Origin of the sequence: Herbaspirillum frisingense GSF30 (assembly GCF_000300975.2) — a bacterium.
GTDB lineage: Bacteria > Pseudomonadota > Gammaproteobacteria > Burkholderiales > Burkholderiaceae_D > Herbaspirillum > Herbaspirillum frisingense.
Genome location: NZ_AEEC02000031.1, coordinates 17,718 through 35,192 on the forward strand (window position 1 = coordinate 17,718; position 17,475 = coordinate 35,192).

The following is a 17,475-nucleotide window of genomic DNA, read 5'->3' on the forward strand; positions in this document are numbered from 1 at the left end:
TGCCGGGTGTTTTGCTTCCGGGCCAGTGCGGTTTTTTGGGGTCGCCTTCACATCCGGCAAGTTTTTGCTAAACTGCGTTCATCGCTTTATATATTTCTTCACAGTTCGCAATCGCGACATGAATGAAAATAGATCATGGCAATCGATACCACACTGACATCGCTGGGTAGTCTGAACTCCTACGGTCTTCCCGCAGAGAGTGGCGCCAGCAATCCGGTCAAGGCCAGCGACAATCCGGCAGCGGTGGCGCAGGCCATCGAATTGTCGACCGATGCCTCGGTGATCGTCAGCCTGGGCGGCGCGGGCGCAGGCAGTGGCCAGGGGCAGAATGCCCTGACCTACAATGCCGCCGGCCTGTTTGATGCTATCGTCAGCGCCGGTTCGGCCGACAATACCTCCCCAGACCTGACCCAGAACCAGGCCAGCCAGTCCTATTACCAGGGCATCCTCGCCAGCATCACGACCCCGCCGACGAGCTCCGGCATCTATGACGGCAACGGGCAATTCAGCGGCAACAGTGGCCTGACATCCGATCTGTCGTCGCTGCTCAAGTCCGATCCCGGCCTCACCAGCACCATCGTTGGCGACCTGATCAATCAGGGTATCGTCGGCGGTCTCATTTCCACCACCGCCTGAGCGCTTACGCGCTTGCTCCCGCAATCAGCCTGGCCAGTTGCTCGCGCAGGGCGGCATCGTGCTGGCTGCGTTCGCTGATGCGGTGATCGACGCCGGGCAGGTCGATGATGCGGCAGTCCGCCGCCGTGCCGTGTTGCCGCACCAGCTCCGCCACCTCGGCGGGAATCACGGCATCCTCGCTGGCCCGTACCAGCGTGATGCGTCCCCGGTAGTGCGAAATCATCTCCAGTACCGCAGCTTCGCGCCAACTGCCGGGGCGGCGCAGGGCTGTGCTGAATGCCGGTCCGAAGGGCAGGGCAAAGGCCGCGCCATCATAGATGGCACCTACCAGCGTGACCACGTGGGTGATCTGGTTGTCGGGTCGGCAGGCCAGGCGCAGGGCGATTTCCCCGCTCATGCTCACGCCCACCACAGTGCGTGGACCGACGGTGCAGCGCTCCAGCGCCGCCTGGGCTTCAGCCAGCCGTTTGGAAAGGGAATTGGGATGCACGGCGCTGCTGGCACCATGGCCGGAAAAATCGATGGCCGCGCTGGCGCATCCCAGCCGGGCCAGGGTCTGGCGTAGCGGCCACTGGCGCTGCCGGTGGCCTTGCCCGGCACCATGCAGCACCAGGGTATGGACGGCCTGGCCGTCCGCGGCACGGATGAGGTCGGCCGCCAGCGTTTCGGCGCCGACGGCCAGGGCCAGTTCTTCCTGCAGCAGGCCGTCAGCGAGCTGGAGGGTGGTGGGAGTGGCGATGGGAGCGGTGATGGCTTCAGTCGCCGGGATGGCGGCGTTCCAGGCTGGGGCTGCTGGCATAGAAGTGGCGTTTGGCTTCATACATCAAGGCATCGGCACGTTGCACCACGTGCTCCAGACGCTCACCCGGGGTGGCGGTGGCCGCGCCCATGGACAGGCTCAGCGTCACGCCGGAGTAATACTGGTTGTTGATCTCCACCAGCTTCTGGATCTGGTCCATCAGCAACTGGCAGCCGCGCTCGTCGGTAGCCGGCAGCAGGATGGCGAATTCGTCGCCACCGGTGCGCGCCACGCTGCCCGGACGTTCAACCGCCTTGCCCAGCACTTCGCCCACCCGGCGCAGCAGACCGTCGCCGGTGGCATGGCCGAGCTCATCGTTGACTTCCTTCAGGCCGTTCAGGTCGGCCACGATCACACTGACCGGGAAGGGGCCCTTGCGCTCCAGGCGGTTCAGTTCATCGACCATGTAGGCGCGGTTGTGCAGCTTGGTCAGCTCGTCGTGCTTGCCCAGGAATTCCAGGTAGGCCTCGGCCTTCTTGCGGGCGGTGATGTCGGTCAGCGCCACCAGCACCAGGTCCCAGTTGTCTTCGTGACCGGGGAAGACAGAAAACTGCAGATGCACGTGCAGCGTATCGCCGTTGAGCGCGTAATTGACTACTTCGCGGTGGTGCAGCAGGTTGCCGTTCCACAGCTCGATCAGCTGCTCATTGAAGTGCGGCCGCATGTCATCGCGGAACACGTCCGACAGGCGCGAGAGCAGGGTGGCCTTGTCCGGCGCGCCGAACATGGACAGCGTCTGCAGGTTGACGTCGATGACGCGGATTTCCTGCATGCAGCGTTCCACGAACTCGGGGTGGACGTCGGTGAAGGTGCGGAAATCGGTGATGCCGATGCGGTGCAGGTCGTCGAAGAGCCGCTTGACGGCGCTGAAGTCCTCCACCCACAGCGAAATGGGCGAATACTCGAACAGCCCGCGCGCATAGTTTTCGCTGCGCGAGAGTTTCTTGCGGGCGGTTTCGCGTTCGGTGACGTTCTCGATGGCCAGCAGCACGTAGTCCCAGCTCTCTTCGCTACCCGGCATGATGCGGCCGGACAGCTGGATATCCAGCCGCCTGCCGCCCAGGGTGTAGTTGACGGTATAGCTGGAGAAGGTCGAACCGCCGTTCCAGAGCTGCACCATTTCGTCGATGAAGGTATCGATCATGTCGTCCCGGAACACCTTGTCCAGGTTCGCCACCAGATGCGCCAGGTCGCGTGCCTCGTACCATTCCAGGGTACGGCGGTTGACGTCGACCACCTTGATCTGCATGGCGCAGGCCTGCGCCCGCGAGGTGTCCTGGGTCAGGTAGCTGCGCAGGTCGGTGACACCCTCGGCGCGCCATTGGTCGAACAGGCGCTTGAGGCCGCTGTAATCCTCTTTCCATAAGGAAACCGGAGTCAGGTCGAAGGTATCTTCTTCTGAAAGCGCCGGGATAGCGGCCGGCGCAGGGCTTGCTGGAGGCTGATCGTTCTGCATAACACTTCATCTTTTGCTGATGCTGAAGTGTAATGGTTTGCATGCTCTCCTGCACATCTTCGCCGGCCGTTTGCGTAAATTCACGCCATTGTTTGCGCTATTACCGTGAAAACCGCGGATTTGACGGTGGTTTTGTTGATTGAAAGTTAATCATTCACATCCACCGCGTCCACCGCCTCCACTGCGCCACTTCGGCGCTCACATCAGCGATCAGCGCACCCGACTTGCGAGCAGCACGTTGCGCCAATCGCCCAGCCGTCGCAGGAGTCTGCTCCAGGGCGCATGCCAGGGCAGATGCGGCGCGGCCAGGCACAGCAATTCGCCGCCGCGCGGCGCCAGGATGCCGACCCAGCCCTCGCGCTCCAGTACCAGGCACTCTCCATCCTCCAGACGGGTCTGGCGGCTGACGAGGCGATCCAGTTGCCAGTACGTCCCTTCGGTGATGCGCAACAGCGGCGCCTGGCACAGCAGCTGGCTGCCGGCCGGCAGCCACAGTTGCAGGTGTTGCCCGTTGCCCAGTTGCAGTCTGCGGGGCGTAGGCTGGGCGGCGGGAAGGGTGGGGTGGCTGGGGGTAGGCATGGCTGGCTCCGTCGTGGTGGGGATGAGTGCAGTCTAGGGAGTCGCCAGGCAGCGCAACAGGCACAGGAAAATTCGGGCTGCTGCGTAACAGCGGCCGTTTTTTTGCTCTGTTACCGTTGCTTTTCGAATACTCTGTATCTGTTCTGGTTCTTGCCGGAAGAAGATGATGACTGTTATGGATACCAGCCTCCACCTCCCCGATCTCAAGCCCGCGCTACCGCCGGCCATTCCTGAATCTGGCGCTGAATCTGGCGCCGATGTTGGCGCTGATGTTGGCACGCCCACGGTCAGCCCGGAAGGCGCGCGCCAGCCGCTGTACCGGCGCCTGGCGGAGCACTATCAGGGTGCGATCCAGTCCGGCACCCTGGTGGCTGGCGACCGCATGCCCTCGGTGCGCGACCTGATGCGCCAGCACCAGGTGAGCCTGTCCACCGCCTTGCAGACGCTGCGTCATATGGAGGAGGGCGGCTGGCTGGAAGCCCGTCCGCGTTCCGGCTATTTCGTGCGCCAGCCGCGCCGCTCGGCCATCCGCCCGGTGCAGGAGCCCAAGAGCCTGATGGCCATCGATCCCGAGCAGTACGCCGGCATCCATGAAAAGGTGTCGCAATACATCGCCCTGCGCCAGAGCGGTGCGCCGCGCATCGACCTTTCCGGCATGACCTGCGCGCCCGAGCTGTATGCGGTGGAAACCCTGAAGCAGGCCGCCATGCGTGCCCTGCGCGACCGCCCCGAGCTGCTCACCAGCGCCATGCCGCACAACGGCAATGCCACCTTCCGCCAGGCCGTGGCGCGGCGGGCGCTGCACCATGGCATGCGCATCGATCACGAAGAAGTGGTGGTCACCCACGGCTGTATCGAAGCGCTCAACCTGGCCCTGCGGGCGGTGGCCGGCCCCGGTGACACCATCGCCGTGGAGTCGCCGACCTATTTCGGCCTGTTGCAGGCCCTGGAAAATCTGGGCATGAAGGCGCTGGAGATCCCGACCAGCCCGCATACCGGCATCTCGGTGGAGGCGCTGGAACTGGCGGTGCGCACCTACGGCAATATCAAGGGCGTGGTGGTGGTGCCCAACCTGCAGAACCCGCTGGGCTGCATCATGCCCGACGAGCACAAGGACAAGCTGGTGCGCCTGTGTGAAGAATTGCGCCTGCCGCTGATCGAAGACGATGCCTACACCGAGCTGGCCGACGGCAACGTGCCGCCGTCCAGTCTCAAGAGCCGCGATCGCAGCGGCAATGTGATCTATTGTGCCTCCCTGAACAAGGTGCTGGCGCCGGGCATGCGCCTGGGCTGGATGAATGGCGGGCGCTGGCATGAGCGGGTCAAGATGCTCAAGTTCACCCATACCCGCGCCAACGAGGAATGGACCCAGGTCACCGCCGCCGACTTCATCGCCAGCCCGGCCTACGACCGCCACCTGCGCCGCCTGCGCCAGTTGCTCAAGGAGCAGCGCGAACGCATGGCCGAATCGATTGCCGCCTATTTCCCCGAGGGCACGCGCCTGAATGTGCCCAATGGCGGCGTCGGCCTGTGGGTGGAGCTGCCGGTGCAGGTGTGCTCGCAGCAGATGTTCGAACGGGCGCTGGCCGAGGGCGTGGGGGTGTCGCCGGGAGCGATCTTTTCCAATTCCAACCGCTATGGGCATTTCCTGCGCATCTGCTGCGGCCATCCTTTTACCCGCGAACTGGACCAGGCGCTGCGCCGCCTGGGCAGTATCGGGCATAGCCTGGCCGGACAGTAGGGCCGTCGGCAAGGTGAAGGTTTCGTCAGGCCGCCCCGGGTGCAGTCCCGGGGCGGCCTTTTTTGCATTCCGGGCCGGTGATGAGGCAGGGAGGGCAGAGAATCAGGCATTGCCCGAAAGGGCGGGCTGCGTCAGACTTGTAAAGAACATGTAAAGACGAAGGCTTGCATTCTCACGCGTGCCGCCTTGATCCGATGTCCTTTCCGGGAGACCAGTCCATGCCTGAACCGCAGCAGCAGACGCAGCACGCCCACCAGGTCCGTTTGCACGCGGCGATCGACGCCCACATGGCCGGGCGCCTGGACGAGGCCCGTGCTGTCTACGAGGCGGTGCTGGAAGAGGATCCCATCGAGCCGGTGGCATTGCACTTCTACGGCATCTGGCTGCATCAGGCCGGGCGCCATGAAGAAGCGCTGGACAAGCTGGAGCTTTCCAGCGCGCTGGAGCCCGACAACGCAGCCTGGCACAACGACCTGGGCAACGTGCTGTTTGCGCTGGGCCAGGTGGAAGACGCCGAGCAGGCCTACGCCGACGCGCTGGCGCTGACGCCGCAAGACCACACCGTCTGGAACAACCTGGGCGCCGCCCTGCTTCAGCAAGAGCGCCGGGAAGACGCCATGGCGGCCTTCGAGCGGGCGGTGGAGATTGCCCCCGAGTTTGTGCCCTCCCTGCTGCACCTGGGCAGCCTGCATGAAGCCGCGGGCGACAAGATGCAGGCCTCGCATTACCAGTGCCGCGCCTACGTGCTGCCGCCGATGGAGGGTAAGTCGTGGGAGATGGTGGGGATTTCCTTTTATTTCCTCGGCCGTCTGGAGGAGGCCGCACAAGCCTATCGCGCCTGGCTGCAAGAGCAACCGGACAACCCGATCGCAGCCCACATGCTGGCCGCCTGCTCACAGGACGAGGTGCCCGCCCGTGCCTCGGACCGCTACATCGAATCGCACTTCGACCGCTACGCCGAGACCTTCGAGGCCAACCTGCTGCAAAGCCTGGCCTATCGCGGCCCCAGCCTGATCGCCCAGGGCCTGGCGCGGCTGCTGGCGCCGTCACGCCAGTTCGCCACCGTCGACATCGGCTGCGGTACGGGTCTGTGCGCGGCCCAGGTGGCGCCGTTCTCGCATCGCATCATCGGCGTCGACCTGGCCGGCAAGATGCTGGAAAAGGCCGCCAGCACCGGGCTCTACGCCCATCTGGAAAAGGCCGAGATCGGCGACTACCTGGCGCGGCATCCGCAATCCTGCGACCTCGTCACCGCCGCCGACACGATGATCTACTTCGGCGACCTGGATCAGGTCTTTGGCGCGGTCGCTTGCGCTTTGCGCAGTGGCGGCTATTTCGCCTTCACGGTCGAGGCACTGACGGCCCATGACCCCGCCGAGGACGGTTATTGCCTGCATGCCAGCGGTCGCTATCGCCACGGGCGCGACTACGTACAGCGGGTATTGCAGGCGCACGGCATGGAGGTGCTGCACGACAGCGACGAGATCCTGCGCGAGGAAGTGCGACAGCCGGTGGCGGGCATGTTGCTGGTGGCCCGCCGCCGCTGATCGGATCGGGTATTCAGGCCGCCGCGTGCAGTGCGGCTTCGACCTGGCTGCGGGTGGGGATGGGTTCCACCGCGCCATAGCCGGTGGTGGACAGGGCGGCGGCGACATTGGCGTAGCGCGCCGCCGCGAAGGGATCGCTGCCGCGCATCAGCTCGGCCATGAAGGCGCCACCGAAGCAGTCACCGGCGCCGGTGGCATCCAGCGCCTGTACCGGATAGGGCGCCACCATGCGCCGCTCCTGGGGTGTGGCCACGTAGCAGCCTTCCTTGCCCAGCTTGAAGGCCACCAGTTGCACGCCATAGCCCAGCAGGCGATCGACGATGGCGTCGCGATCTTCCAGTCCGGTCAGCATGGACACATCTTCCCAGCTCGGCAGGCAGATATCGCACAGGCCGAAGGCCTGTTCCATCTTTTCGCGGGCGCGCTCCAGCGACCACAGACGCAGACGCAGATTGGTATCCAGCGAGGTCGGCACGCCGGCTGCACGGGCCTGGGCCATGGCGGCCAGGCCTGCTTCGCAGGCGCTTTCACTGATGGCCAGGCTGATCCCCGACAGGTGCAGGGCAGCCGCGCTGGCGACGCTCTCCAGCGGCAGGTCGGCCGCCTGGTACTGGCTGGCCGCCGAGCCGGCGCGGCGGTAGTGGAACTGATGGCCGCTGTCGTCATGGGTGACGAAGTAGATGCCGGTGCTGGCGCCCGGGCGCACGGCCACGTGCTGCACGTCGACCTGTTCGCGCTGCCACAGGGCCAGCAGGTCCTGCCCGAAATGATCGTCGCCGACGGCGCTGATATAGGCCGAGGCCGCACCCTGGCGGGCGGCGGCGATGGCGAAGTTGGAGGTGTCGCCGCCATATCCCTGCAGGAAATTGCGCGGCGACGCGATGCTCTGGTTGAATTCCACCATGGCTTCGCCATAGGCGAGGATCTGCTTGCTCATGTTGTGCTGAAACGAAGTCGAAGTACGCAGGAACGAAAATGAATAAAAACCGGGATGGAAACCCGGATGAACCGGGCGGCCTCAGAAGAAGGTCTGCACGATGTCGGTGACATCGAAGCGCGCATCCACCACCACCAGATGACGCCACTTGTCGAAGGTCAGGCAGGGGTGCGAGATGTCGAAGGCGATCATGTCGCCGACCTTGATGTCGTCGCCTGCGGTGATCTTGAGGTAGGCGTGCTGGTCCATCATGCCGGTGACTTCCCAGTGCGCTGGGGTGGCCTGCGGCTGGGTGTCATGGCCCGGACGGAAGCGCGTCACCGGTGCCGGCAGGCCGGCATCGAAAGCGGCGTCGCGCTTGCCCAGGGCGATGATGGCCTTGTCGCTTTCCGGGATGGATTGCACGTAGGCCCATAGCTGCAGCGCCGGCTGCAACTGGCTGCGCATGCTGTGCGCCACCGGATTGCGCACCTGGATCTGGGCCTGCGCGGCGCGGTAGATGCCCACGTCGTGGGTCAGGTAGCAGCCCGGGCGCAGCACCACGTCCAGGGCCGCACCGATATCGGCCTGGCCGAACTCTTCGGCCACCACGTCGTACCAGGCCGAACCGGCCCCGGTCAGCACTGCCGGACCGTGCGCCAGGCGGCGCGCCAGCTTGCCCTGCGCGGCCAGATCGCCGATACAGGCCACGGCGCGTTGCAGGAAGCGGCGGATATCGACCTCTTCCTTGAGCACGCCTTCATACACTTCCACCCCGGCCAGGGCGAGGCTGTCCCAGCGTTCGATCTCGGCCAGCACGGCAGCCTGCTGGTCGGCATCGCGCACGCCGGTGCGACCGCCGGCCGGGCCCAGTTCCAGCAGTACGTTCAGGGTTTGCTTGCGTTCGGCGAAGAAGCGGCCGAGCTGCTCCACCAGATCGGCCGAATCGACCAGGCAGAAGAATTCGAATGAGGGGTCGGCCAGCAGCTCCGAGATGATGGCCATGTTGCGCTTGCCCACCAGCTGGTTGGCCATGATCACGCGGCGCACGCCGTGGTGGTAGGCCGCCAGGGTCTGGTGCGCAGTGGCCAGGGTGATGCCCCAGGCGCCGGTGTCGAGCTGGCGCGCAAACAGCTTGGGCGCCATGGTGGTCTTGCCGTGCGGGGCCAGCTTGACCTGGTATTGGCCGACAAATTCCTGCATCCACTTCAGGTTGTGGGCGATCTTTTCTTCATACAACACCGCGGCAGGCAGGCTGATGTCCTCGTTGAGCAGGTTCCAGCGCACGCTGCCGGCCTGCTGCGGCGACAGCGGCTGGGGCAGGGCGCCCAGACCCTTGTTGAGCGGGTCGACGATGCCTGGCTGATAAGGTCCGTGGTAGTTTGTATCATTCATCGCATTAATTCCTGTGAAATTAGGATTGACGTAATAATAGCCTTGAATTTACTATGTTTACGCCGTGTTAGTAAATAACATAAATTATTTTCGCGGCTCTTTTTGGTGCATCCGGCATGCACTTTTCCGGGTATTTTCCGCCGACCTGATCCTTTCACCCCATGGCGCAGACATTGGACATCATTTCCCGCATCAGCGAGCGTAGCAGCACCTTGCGACTGGCCGAACAGAAGGTGGCCGAGGCCATCCTGGGCGACCTCTCGGCCGCCGCCAGCGCCAGCATCGGTGAGCTGGCCGAGAAGGCCGGGGTGTCGGTGGCCAGCGTGACACGCTTTGCCAAGGCCATGGGCTGCCGCGACGTGCGTGAATTCAAGTTCCTGCTGGCACAGGCGGTGGCGGTGGGCCAGCGCTTCTTCGATGGCGCCAAGACCCTGCCGTCGGAACAGCCGCCGGAACTGGCCGACGTGGTCTATCGCGACATCCATGCGGTGCTGGAACTGAATCGCGCCATGCTCAACCCCGACATGCTGATGCAAGCCGCGCACCTGCTGCAGGGCGCGCGCATGATCTACTGCTTCGGCATGGGCGGCGGCTCGACCATGATGTCCGACGAGGCGCGCTATCGCCTGGTACGCCTGGGGCGACCGGTGGCGACCTACCACGACGCGGTGCTGCAGAAGATGGTGGCCGCCACCCTGGACAAGGAAGACGTGCTGCTGGTCTTCTCCACCACCGGCAGCGTGCCGGAACTGCTGGCCAGCTGCGAGGTGGCGCGGGAATACGGCGTCAAGCTGATCGCCATCACCGCCCTCGGTTCGCCACTGGCCAGGCTGGCCGATGTGCTCTTGCCCATCAAGACGCTGGAGACCGACCTGATTTTCAAACCGTCCTCGTCGCGCTACGCCATGATGGCGACGCTGGACATGCTGGTGCTGGAGCTGGCCCTGCTGCACAAGGAAAGCAGCCAGGAGCGGCTGCGCCGCCTCAAGTACGTGCTCGACGCACATCGCGGCGGGGGCGACCTGCACCAGCCGCTGGGAGACTGACATGATATCCACCACCCATACCGAGGACGGGGAGCGTCGCTGCGATACCCTGTTCCGCCGCGCCCTGGTGATCGACGGTTCCGGCGCCGAGCCCCAGGTGCTCGACGTGGCCGTCCACAAGGGCCGCATTGCCGCCATCGGCCAGCTCGATCACTGGCATGCCGCGCAGGAGATCGATGCCACCGGCCGCGTGCTCTCGCCCGGCTTCATCGACGTGCATACGCATGACGACACCAACGTCATCCGCACCCCGGAGATGTTCCCCAAGCTTTCGCAGGGGGTGACTACGGTCGTGGTCGGCAATTGCGGCATCAGCGCCGCGCCGGTCACGCTCAAGGCCGATCCGCCGGACCCGATGAACCTGCTGGGCAAATCCGAGGCCTTCCACTATCCGACCTTTGCCAGCTATGTCGAGGCCGTCAATGCCGCGCAACCGTCCATCAACGTGGCCGCGCTGGTCGGCCACACGGCCCTGCGCAACAACCATATGGACCGTCTGGATCGCGCTGCCACGCAGAGCGAAATCGACGGCATGCGCACCCAGTTGCGCGAGGCGCTGGAGCACGGCGCGCTTGGCCTCTCCACGGGTCTGGCCTACGGCAATGCCATCAATGCGCCCACCGAGGAGGTGCTGTCCCTGGCCGAACCGCTGGCCGAGTTCGGCGGCATGTATGCCACTCACCTGCGCAGCGAATTTGCCGACATCCTCGAGGCCATGGACGAGGCCTTCCGTATCGGCAAGCATGCCCGCGTGCCGGTAGTGATTTCGCACCTGAAATGTGCCGGCGTGGAAAACTGGGGCCGCAGCAGCGAAGTGCTGCAGGCGCTGGAGGCGGCGGCGCGGCACCAGCACGTGGGCTGCGACTGCTATCCCTATACCGCCAGCTCGTCCACGCTGGATCTGAAGCAGGTGACGGCCGACTACGACATCCAGGTCACCTGGTCCGAGCCGCATCCGGAGCAGGGCGGCAAGATGTTGAAGCAGATCGCCGCCGAGTGGGGTGTGGACCTGCATACGGCGGCTGGGCGCCTGATGCCGGCCGGCGCGGTCTATCACTGCATGTCCGATGACGATGTCAATCGCATCCTCTCGCACCCGGCCACCGTGGTCGGTTCCGACGGTCTGCCCAACGATCCGCTGCCGCACCCGCGCCTGTGGGGCGCCTTCCCGCGCGTGCTGGGCTATTACAGCCGCGAACAGAAGCTGTTCTCGCTGGCCACCGCCGTGCACAAGATGACCGGCCTGTCGGCGCAGCGCTTCGGGCTGGACCTGCGCGGCTTCGTGCGGGTTGGCTATCACGCCGACCTGGTGCTGTTCGATGCCGACACCATCCGTGATGCGGCCAGCTTTACCGATCCGATGCAGCCGGCACATGGCATCGAGGGCGTCTGGGTCAACGGCCAGCTGGCCTATCGCGGCCAGGACAAGCAGGCCACCGCTGTACGCTCCGGTCGCTTCCTGGCGCGCAAATTGCAGAAGGAAGCCGCCTGAATACGGTGAAGCCGGGCTTAGGTTTTTTTCGGTTTTTCAAGTTTCAATGTGAATCAAAGTGAAGGAGCAGCAATGAGTATTCAACGATTTGGCGTGGAAGGCGGCAGCGGTACCGGTGGTCAGCATCTGCCATTCGCACGCGCAGTGGCCGCTGACGGCTGGTTGTACGTGTCGGGTCAGGTGGCCATGGAAAACGGCGAAGTGATCGATGGCGGCATCGTGGCGCAATCGCACAAGGCCATCCAGAACGTGCTGGCGATCCTGAAGGAAGCCGGCTACGGACCGGAACACGTGGTGCGCTGTGGCGTCTGGCTGGATGACGCGCGCGACTTCCAGTCCTTCAACAAGGTCTTCAAGGAATACTTCGGCGCCAATCCCCCGGCCCGCGCCTGCGTGGTGTCGAGCATGGTGGTGGATTGCAAGGTCGAGGTCGATTGCGTGGCCTTCAAGCGCTGATGGCCTGGCGGGCTGGCATCGAAGGGGTCGTCAAGTATCCCGATGCGGCCTGCCGATGAAGTCGCCGCAGTGAATGATGTGAGTCTGATGATTTGAGTCGTATCAATAATCTAAATTATTTAAATCATTTGATTCATCTGAGCGTTTCAAGAGTTCTGTTCGATTTGGCAGTTCATGTTTGCCGGCAGGGGTGTGGTATCGCCGGCGGGTGTCTTTTTACCTTCTGAAGAGGAGCAACAGATGGAGGCTGTACAAGGGAGTGCGCTACTGGTCTATGCACTGGTAGCGGTGATTGCACTGATCGTGCTGATCGCCAAATTCAAGATGAATCCGTTCATCGTGCTGATCGTGGTCTCGCTGCTGCTGGGCCTGTCCGTGGGCATGCCGATGGGTAACATCGTCAAGGCCTTCGAAACCGGCGTGGGCAACGCGCTGGGTCACATCGCACTGGTGGTGGGGCTGGGTACCATGCTGGGCAAGATGATGGCCGAGTCCGGTGGCGCCGAGCGCATCGCCAACACCATGATCAAGGCCTTCGGTGAAAAGAACGTGCACTGGGCCATGATGACGGTGGCCTTCATCGTCGGTCTGCCGGTGTTCTTCGAAGTCGGTTTCGTGCTGCTGGTGCCGATCGCCTTCAACGTCGCCAAGCGTACCGGTACCAACATGGTGCTGGTGGGCATCCCCATGGTCGCAGGCCTGTCGGTGGTGCACGGTCTGATTCCGCCGCACCCGGCTGCGCTGCTGGCGGTGACCGCCTATAGCGCCGATATCGGTCGCACCATCCTGTTTGCGCTGATCGTGGGTATTCCCACGGCCATCATCGCCGGCCCGATCTTCGGCAAGCTGATCTCCAAGGTGGTGATTCCCGATCCGGACAATCCGCTGATCTCGCAATTCGTCGATGACAGCAAGAAGGACCGTGAACTGCCGGGCTTCGGCATCACGCTCTTCACCATCCTGTTGCCGGTGGCACTGATGCTCATCGGTAGCTGGGCTGACCTGTTCTTCGCGCCCAAGACCTTCGCCAATGACTTCCTGCGCCTGATCGGCAATTCGGTCATCGCGCTCCTGATCGCCACCCTGGTGAGCTTCTGGACCTTCGGTCGCGCCCGTGGTTTCGGCGCCGACCAGATCCTGAAATTCAGCAACGAATGTCTGGCCCCGATCGCCAGCATCACGCTGGTGGTGGGTGCGGGTGCCGGCTTCGGTCGCATCCTGATGGATGGCGGCGTCTCCAAGGCCATCGTCGGTATCGCCACCGATGCACATCTGTCGCCGCTGATCCTGGGCTGGTTCGTCGCTGCACTGATCCGCGTGGCCACCGGTTCGGCCACGGTCGCCATGACCACCGCCTGCGGCATCGTCGCGCCCATCGTCTCCACCGTCGGTGGCGTGCGTCCGGAGTTGATGGTGCTGGCCACCGGTGCCGGTTCGCTGATCCTGTCGCACGTCAATGACGGCGGTTTCTGGCTGGTCAAGGAATACTTCAACATGACCGTGCCGCAGACCTTCAAGACCTGGACCGTGATGGAAACGCTGGTCTCGGTGCTGGCCCTGCTGTTCACGCTGGCGCTGGCCACCGTGGTCTGAGCCTGACCGACCGTCTTCGTGACAAGGCCGCCCGCTGCAGTGCAGAGCGGGCGGCCTTTTTCATGGCGGCAATGGGCGGGTCAGAAGCGCGAGCGGGTGTCGTCGAAGCGCGGGTCGGGGCCGTTCTCGACCTTTTCCACGATGCCCTGGTCGGTGAAGTAGACGGTCATCTGCGAATTCCATACGCCGCTTTCCTTGAAACCGTAGTTCCAGGCCTCGAAGGGGATGCGGGCATAGCGTGTCACTTCGGTGGGGCGGCCGACCCGACGCAGCACGTCAAGCTTGGTGTCCTGCTTGGTGCGGATGGCGCGGAAGTTTTCGATCGTCCAGACTTGCTGGTAGGAAACCAGGCGATGATCAGGGCCGATGCGGGCCATGTACTGATACTGGCCGAAGGCGCCGGCAGCGTATTCGAAGAGGCGACTGTCGCCATCCGGATACACATTGCTGGGCGCGCCCAGGCGGGCGACTACCTGTTCTTCGCTCTCGCCGGGCGTCACGGGCGGCTGGAACAGCGAGGCACAGCCGCTCAGTGCGGCGCTGGCCAGCAGGGCTGCGGCCAGTAGCGGGCGGCCGCGGCGCAGGAAGGGGGAGAGTTGCTTCATGGTCAATTTCCTCTTGTGGTCATTCCGGTATCGCATCTTCGCCCGGGGATGGATGGGGCGTTCAGGTGTGATCCTGTCTGCGAATGTTGGTTGGAATGGCTTTTTGCTATATAATTTCGCGTCCGGTCGAGTTGGCCGGATTCTCATTTTTTGTTCACGGTATGCAGGGCACATCATTTGACGCTCCGCACACCGCTTGTGAAAGGTAAAAGCAATGTCCATCGAAAAAGCAGCCAAGGCTGCCATTATCTCCGAAAACGCCCGCGGCACGAACGACACCGGTTCTCCGGAAGTGCAAGTCGCGCTGCTGACCGCACGCATCAACGACCTGAACGGCCACTTCAAGGCCCACGTCAAGGATCACCACTCCCGTCGTGGCCTGATCAAGATGGTCAACCGTCGCAAGAGCCTGCTGTCCTACCTGAAGAACAAGGACGCCGACCGTTACCGCGCCCTGATCGAGAAACTCGGTCTGCGTAAGTAATTTGACTTCGCGTCTGGGTCTCCGGGGTCAGCCCCGGGACCACCACGAAATGCCTGCGTCACTCGTTGACGCGGGCATTTTGTTTTTTGCGATTCCGCAAGCTCAGGCGTAGGCCGGGGCGCAACGGAGCGCAACGCCCTCCGGGCAGGAATAGATCATTGTTTCATCGCGGCAGGCTGTTTGTTTGATCAATGCCGCGTTCGTCGTGAGTGACCGGTTTCGCCGGCCACTGTGGTGAGGTGAACGACAGCGCCTGAAAATCTGTCGGCAAAAGGAAGTCGCGCACCGCGGACACAGTCGGGGCAGGCTCCATAAAAGAAAGGAAATACCGTGTTCAATAAAGTAAGCAAGACCTTCCAGTACGGTCAGCATCAAGTCACCCTGGAAACCGGCGAAATCGCCCGCCAGGCCTCCGGCGCCGTCGTGGTCTCGGTGGAAGACACCGTGATCCTGGCTACCGTGGTGGCCCGCAAGGAAGCCAAGCCCGGCCAGGATTTCTTCCCCCTGACGGTCGACTACATCGAGAAGACCTATGCTGCCGGTCGTATCCCCGGTGGTTTCTTCAAGCGTGAAGGCAAGCCCTCCGAAAAGGAAACCCTGACCTCGCGCCTGATCGATCGCCCGATCCGCCCGCTGTTCCCGGAAGGCTACCTCAACGAAGTCCAGGTGATCATCCACGTGCTGTCGGTGAACCCTGAAATCGATCCGGACATCCCCGCCATGATCGGCGCCTCGGCTGCCCTGTCGCTGGCCGGCATCCCTTTCAACGGCCCGGTGGGCGCCGCCCGCGTGGCCTACATCGACGGTCAGTACGTCCTGAACCCGACCCAGACCCAGCTGAAGTCCTCGCAACTGGATCTGGTGGTGGCCGGTACCGAAACCGCCGTGCTGATGGTGGAATCCGAAGCCGACCAACTGTCCGAAGAAGTGATGCTGGGCGCGGTCGTGTTCGGTCACGACCAGTCCAAGGCCGTCATCGAAGCCATCCACGCGCTGGTGCGCGACGGTGGCAAGCCGGAAGTCCAGTGGACCGCGCCGGCCAAGAACGAAGCCCTGATCGCCCGCGTGTCGCAACTGGCCGAAGGCCCGCTGCGCGAAGCCTACCAGACCAAGGACAAGCAAGCCCGTACCGAGAAGCTGAAGGCCGTCTCGGCCCAGGTCAACGAAGCCCTGGTCGCTGAAGCCGCTGCCAACAACGGCGTGGCTGCTGACGCTGCCGAAGTCGGTTCCATCCTGTTCGACCTGGAAGCCAAGATCGTGCGTTCGCAGATCCTGGAAGGCGAACCGCGTATCGACGGTCGCGACACCCGCACCGTGCGTCCGATCTCGATCCGTACCGGCGTGCTGCCGCGTACCCACGGCTCGGCCCTGTTCACCCGTGGCGAAACCCAGGCCCTGGTCATCGCGACCCTGGGCACCGCCCGTGACGAGCAGAAGATCGACGGCCTCTTGGGCGAATACACCGACCGCTTCATGCTCCACTACAACATGCCTCCGTTCGCCACCGGCGAAACCGGTCGCGTGGGTACCCCGAAGCGTCGTGAAATCGGTCACGGCCGCCTGGCCAAGCGCGCGCTGATCGCCGCACTGCCGGCAGCTGACGAGTTCAGCTACTCGGTGCGCCTGGTCTCGGAAATCACCGAGTCCAACGGCTCCTCCTCGATGGCATCGGTCTGCGGCGGCTGCCTGGCACTGATGGACGCCGGCGTGCCGATGAAGTCGCACGTGGCCGGTATCGCCATGGGTCTGATCAAGGAAGGCAACAAGTTTGCCGTGCTGACCGACATCCTGGGCGATGAAGATCACCTGGGCGACATGGACTTCAAGGTGGCCGGTACTGCCAGTGGCATCACGGCACTGCAGATGGACATCAAGATTCAGGGCATCACCAAGGAAATCATGCAGGTCGCGCTGGAGCAGGCCAAGGAAGGCCGCCACCACATCCTGGACAAGATGCAGGAAGCCGTCCCGGCCGGTCGTGCCGAGCTGTCCGACTTCGCACCGCGCCTGATCACCATCAAGATCAATCCGGAAAAGATCCGTGACGTGATCGGCAAGGGCGGCGCCGTGATCCGTGCGCTGACCGAAGAAACCGGCACCCAGATCGACATCAGCGACGAAGGCGTGGTCACCATCGCCTCCGTGGATGCATCGGCTGGCCAGGAAGCCAAGCGCCGTATCGAAGAGCTGACCGCTTCCGTGGAAGTGGGCAAGATCTACGAAGGCACCGTCCTGAAGCTGCTGGACTTCGGCGCCATCGTCCAGGTCCTGCCGGGCAAGGATGGTCTGCTGCACATCAGCCAGATCGCCAACGAGCGCGTCAATGCCGTGGCTGACTACCTGAAGGAAGGCCAGCAAGTACGCGTGAAGGTCCTGGAGACCGACGACCGCGGTCGCCTGAAGCTGTCGATGAAGGCTGCCCAGGCTGAAGAGGGTGGCGAAGCTGCTCCGCAAGACCCGCAGTAAGTCCAGGCTGCGCGGGCGCTGACAAGGCTGCCGGCGGGTCACCGACAGAAAAATCCCCCATGCCTCGCGGCGTGGGGGATTTTTCTTTGGGCGCATGCGCTTGCGTGCTTGCCGGCCGGGACAATCTGTCCCAGTGATTTCGAACCAAAAGTATGAGAACCTGTCCTTCTGCAATGAGGGACATCAAGCTTGCTGCGATGTCCCCGGGTGTCACGGCCGCAAGGGGAGCCGCGCGCCCGTCTGCAGGTGCATCCGAATAGAGAG

The 17,475-nt window shown here is 63.7% G+C and carries 15 protein-coding genes; 9 read left to right on the forward strand and 6 right to left on the reverse strand.

The window, feature by feature from the left end; translation table 11 throughout:
- Window positions 1-135: 135 nt before the first annotated feature.
- Complete coding sequence (locus HFRIS_RS18540) at window positions 136-636, forward strand: hypothetical protein (protein ID WP_006712898.1); 501 nt, start codon at window positions 136-138, stop codon at window positions 634-636.
- A gap of 4 nt (window positions 637-640) precedes the next feature.
- Here the strand turns inward: HFRIS_RS18540 and HFRIS_RS18545 are convergent, their stop codons facing one another.
- The 3 genes from HFRIS_RS18545 to HFRIS_RS18555 form a co-directional block, all read right to left on the reverse strand.
- Window positions 641-1,435 (reverse strand): alpha/beta hydrolase, encoded by a 795-nt coding sequence (locus tag HFRIS_RS18545; RefSeq protein WP_006712900.1) that lies wholly within the window; start codon window positions 1,433-1,435, stop codon window positions 641-643.
- Window positions 1,392-2,891, reverse strand: coding sequence for a sensor domain-containing diguanylate cyclase (locus HFRIS_RS18550; protein WP_006712902.1), 1,500 nt, complete (start codon window positions 2,889-2,891; stop codon window positions 1,392-1,394). Before HFRIS_RS18550 ends, HFRIS_RS18545 begins: the two co-directional genes overlap by 44 nt.
- A 210-nt stretch (window positions 2,892-3,101) precedes the next feature.
- On the reverse strand, window positions 3,102-3,470 hold the full coding sequence (locus tag HFRIS_RS18555; RefSeq protein ID WP_006712905.1) for a hypothetical protein: 369 nt from the start codon (window positions 3,468-3,470) through the stop codon (window positions 3,102-3,104).
- 175 nt (window positions 3,471-3,645) lie between these two features.
- On the opposite strand from HFRIS_RS18555, the gene HFRIS_RS18560 reads away from it, so the two are divergent.
- A complete protein-coding gene (locus HFRIS_RS18560) occupies window positions 3,646-5,211 on the forward strand; it encodes an aminotransferase-like domain-containing protein (RefSeq protein WP_006712907.1) in 1,566 nt (521 codons plus the stop codon).
- 218 nt (window positions 5,212-5,429) lie between these two features.
- Window positions 5,430-6,758, forward strand: coding sequence for a tetratricopeptide repeat protein (locus tag HFRIS_RS18565; protein ID WP_006712909.1), 1,329 nt, complete (start codon window positions 5,430-5,432; stop codon window positions 6,756-6,758).
- A gap of 13 nt (window positions 6,759-6,771) precedes the next feature.
- Here the strand turns inward: HFRIS_RS18565 and HFRIS_RS18570 are convergent, their stop codons facing one another.
- Together HFRIS_RS18570 and HFRIS_RS18575 are read right to left on the reverse strand one after the other, a co-directional pair.
- Window positions 6,772-7,695 (reverse strand): sugar kinase, encoded by a 924-nt coding sequence (locus HFRIS_RS18570; protein WP_006712910.1) that lies wholly within the window; start codon window positions 7,693-7,695, stop codon window positions 6,772-6,774.
- An 81-nt stretch (window positions 7,696-7,776) separates the two neighbouring features.
- Window positions 7,777-9,069, reverse strand: a complete 1,293-nt coding sequence (locus HFRIS_RS18575; protein WP_006712911.1) for an amino acid deaminase — start codon at window positions 9,067-9,069, stop codon at window positions 7,777-7,779.
- Between the two features lie 161 nt (window positions 9,070-9,230).
- Here HFRIS_RS18575 and HFRIS_RS18580 point away from each other — a divergent pair, with 161 nt between their 5' ends.
- The 4 genes from HFRIS_RS18580 to HFRIS_RS18595 all read left to right on the forward strand — a co-directional run bounded on the left by HFRIS_RS18580 (window position 9,231) and on the right by HFRIS_RS18595 (window position 13,656).
- Window positions 9,231-10,115, forward strand: coding sequence for a MurR/RpiR family transcriptional regulator (locus HFRIS_RS18580; RefSeq protein ID WP_006712912.1), 885 nt, complete (start codon window positions 9,231-9,233; stop codon window positions 10,113-10,115).
- Between the two features lies 1 nt (window position 10,116).
- Entirely contained in the window at window positions 10,117-11,607 is a 1,491-nt protein-coding gene (locus HFRIS_RS18585; RefSeq protein ID WP_006712913.1) for an N-acyl-D-amino-acid deacylase family protein, read from the forward strand.
- 72 nt (window positions 11,608-11,679) lie between these two features.
- A complete protein-coding gene (locus tag HFRIS_RS18590) occupies window positions 11,680-12,063 on the forward strand; it encodes a RidA family protein (protein ID WP_006712914.1) in 384 nt (127 codons plus the stop codon).
- A gap of 240 nt (window positions 12,064-12,303) precedes the next feature.
- Window positions 12,304-13,656, forward strand: a complete 1,353-nt coding sequence (locus HFRIS_RS18595) for a GntP family permease (RefSeq protein WP_006712915.1) — start codon at window positions 12,304-12,306, stop codon at window positions 13,654-13,656.
- A gap of 80 nt (window positions 13,657-13,736) precedes the next feature.
- On the opposite strand, the gene HFRIS_RS18600 is transcribed toward HFRIS_RS18595, so the two are convergent.
- Entirely contained in the window at window positions 13,737-14,261 is a 525-nt protein-coding gene (locus tag HFRIS_RS18600) for a hypothetical protein (RefSeq protein ID WP_006712916.1), read from the reverse strand.
- Between the two features lie 214 nt (window positions 14,262-14,475).
- Between HFRIS_RS18600 and rpsO the strand changes: the two genes are divergently transcribed.
- Window positions 14,476-14,745 (forward strand): 30S ribosomal protein S15, encoded by a 270-nt coding sequence (rpsO, locus tag HFRIS_RS18605; RefSeq protein ID WP_006712917.1) that lies wholly within the window; start codon window positions 14,476-14,478, stop codon window positions 14,743-14,745.
- Window positions 14,746-15,075: 330 nt separating this feature from the next.
- A complete protein-coding gene (gene pnp / locus HFRIS_RS18610) occupies window positions 15,076-17,211 on the forward strand; it encodes a polyribonucleotide nucleotidyltransferase (protein ID WP_006712918.1) in 2,136 nt (711 codons plus the stop codon).
- Window positions 17,212-17,475 lie beyond the last annotated feature (264 nt).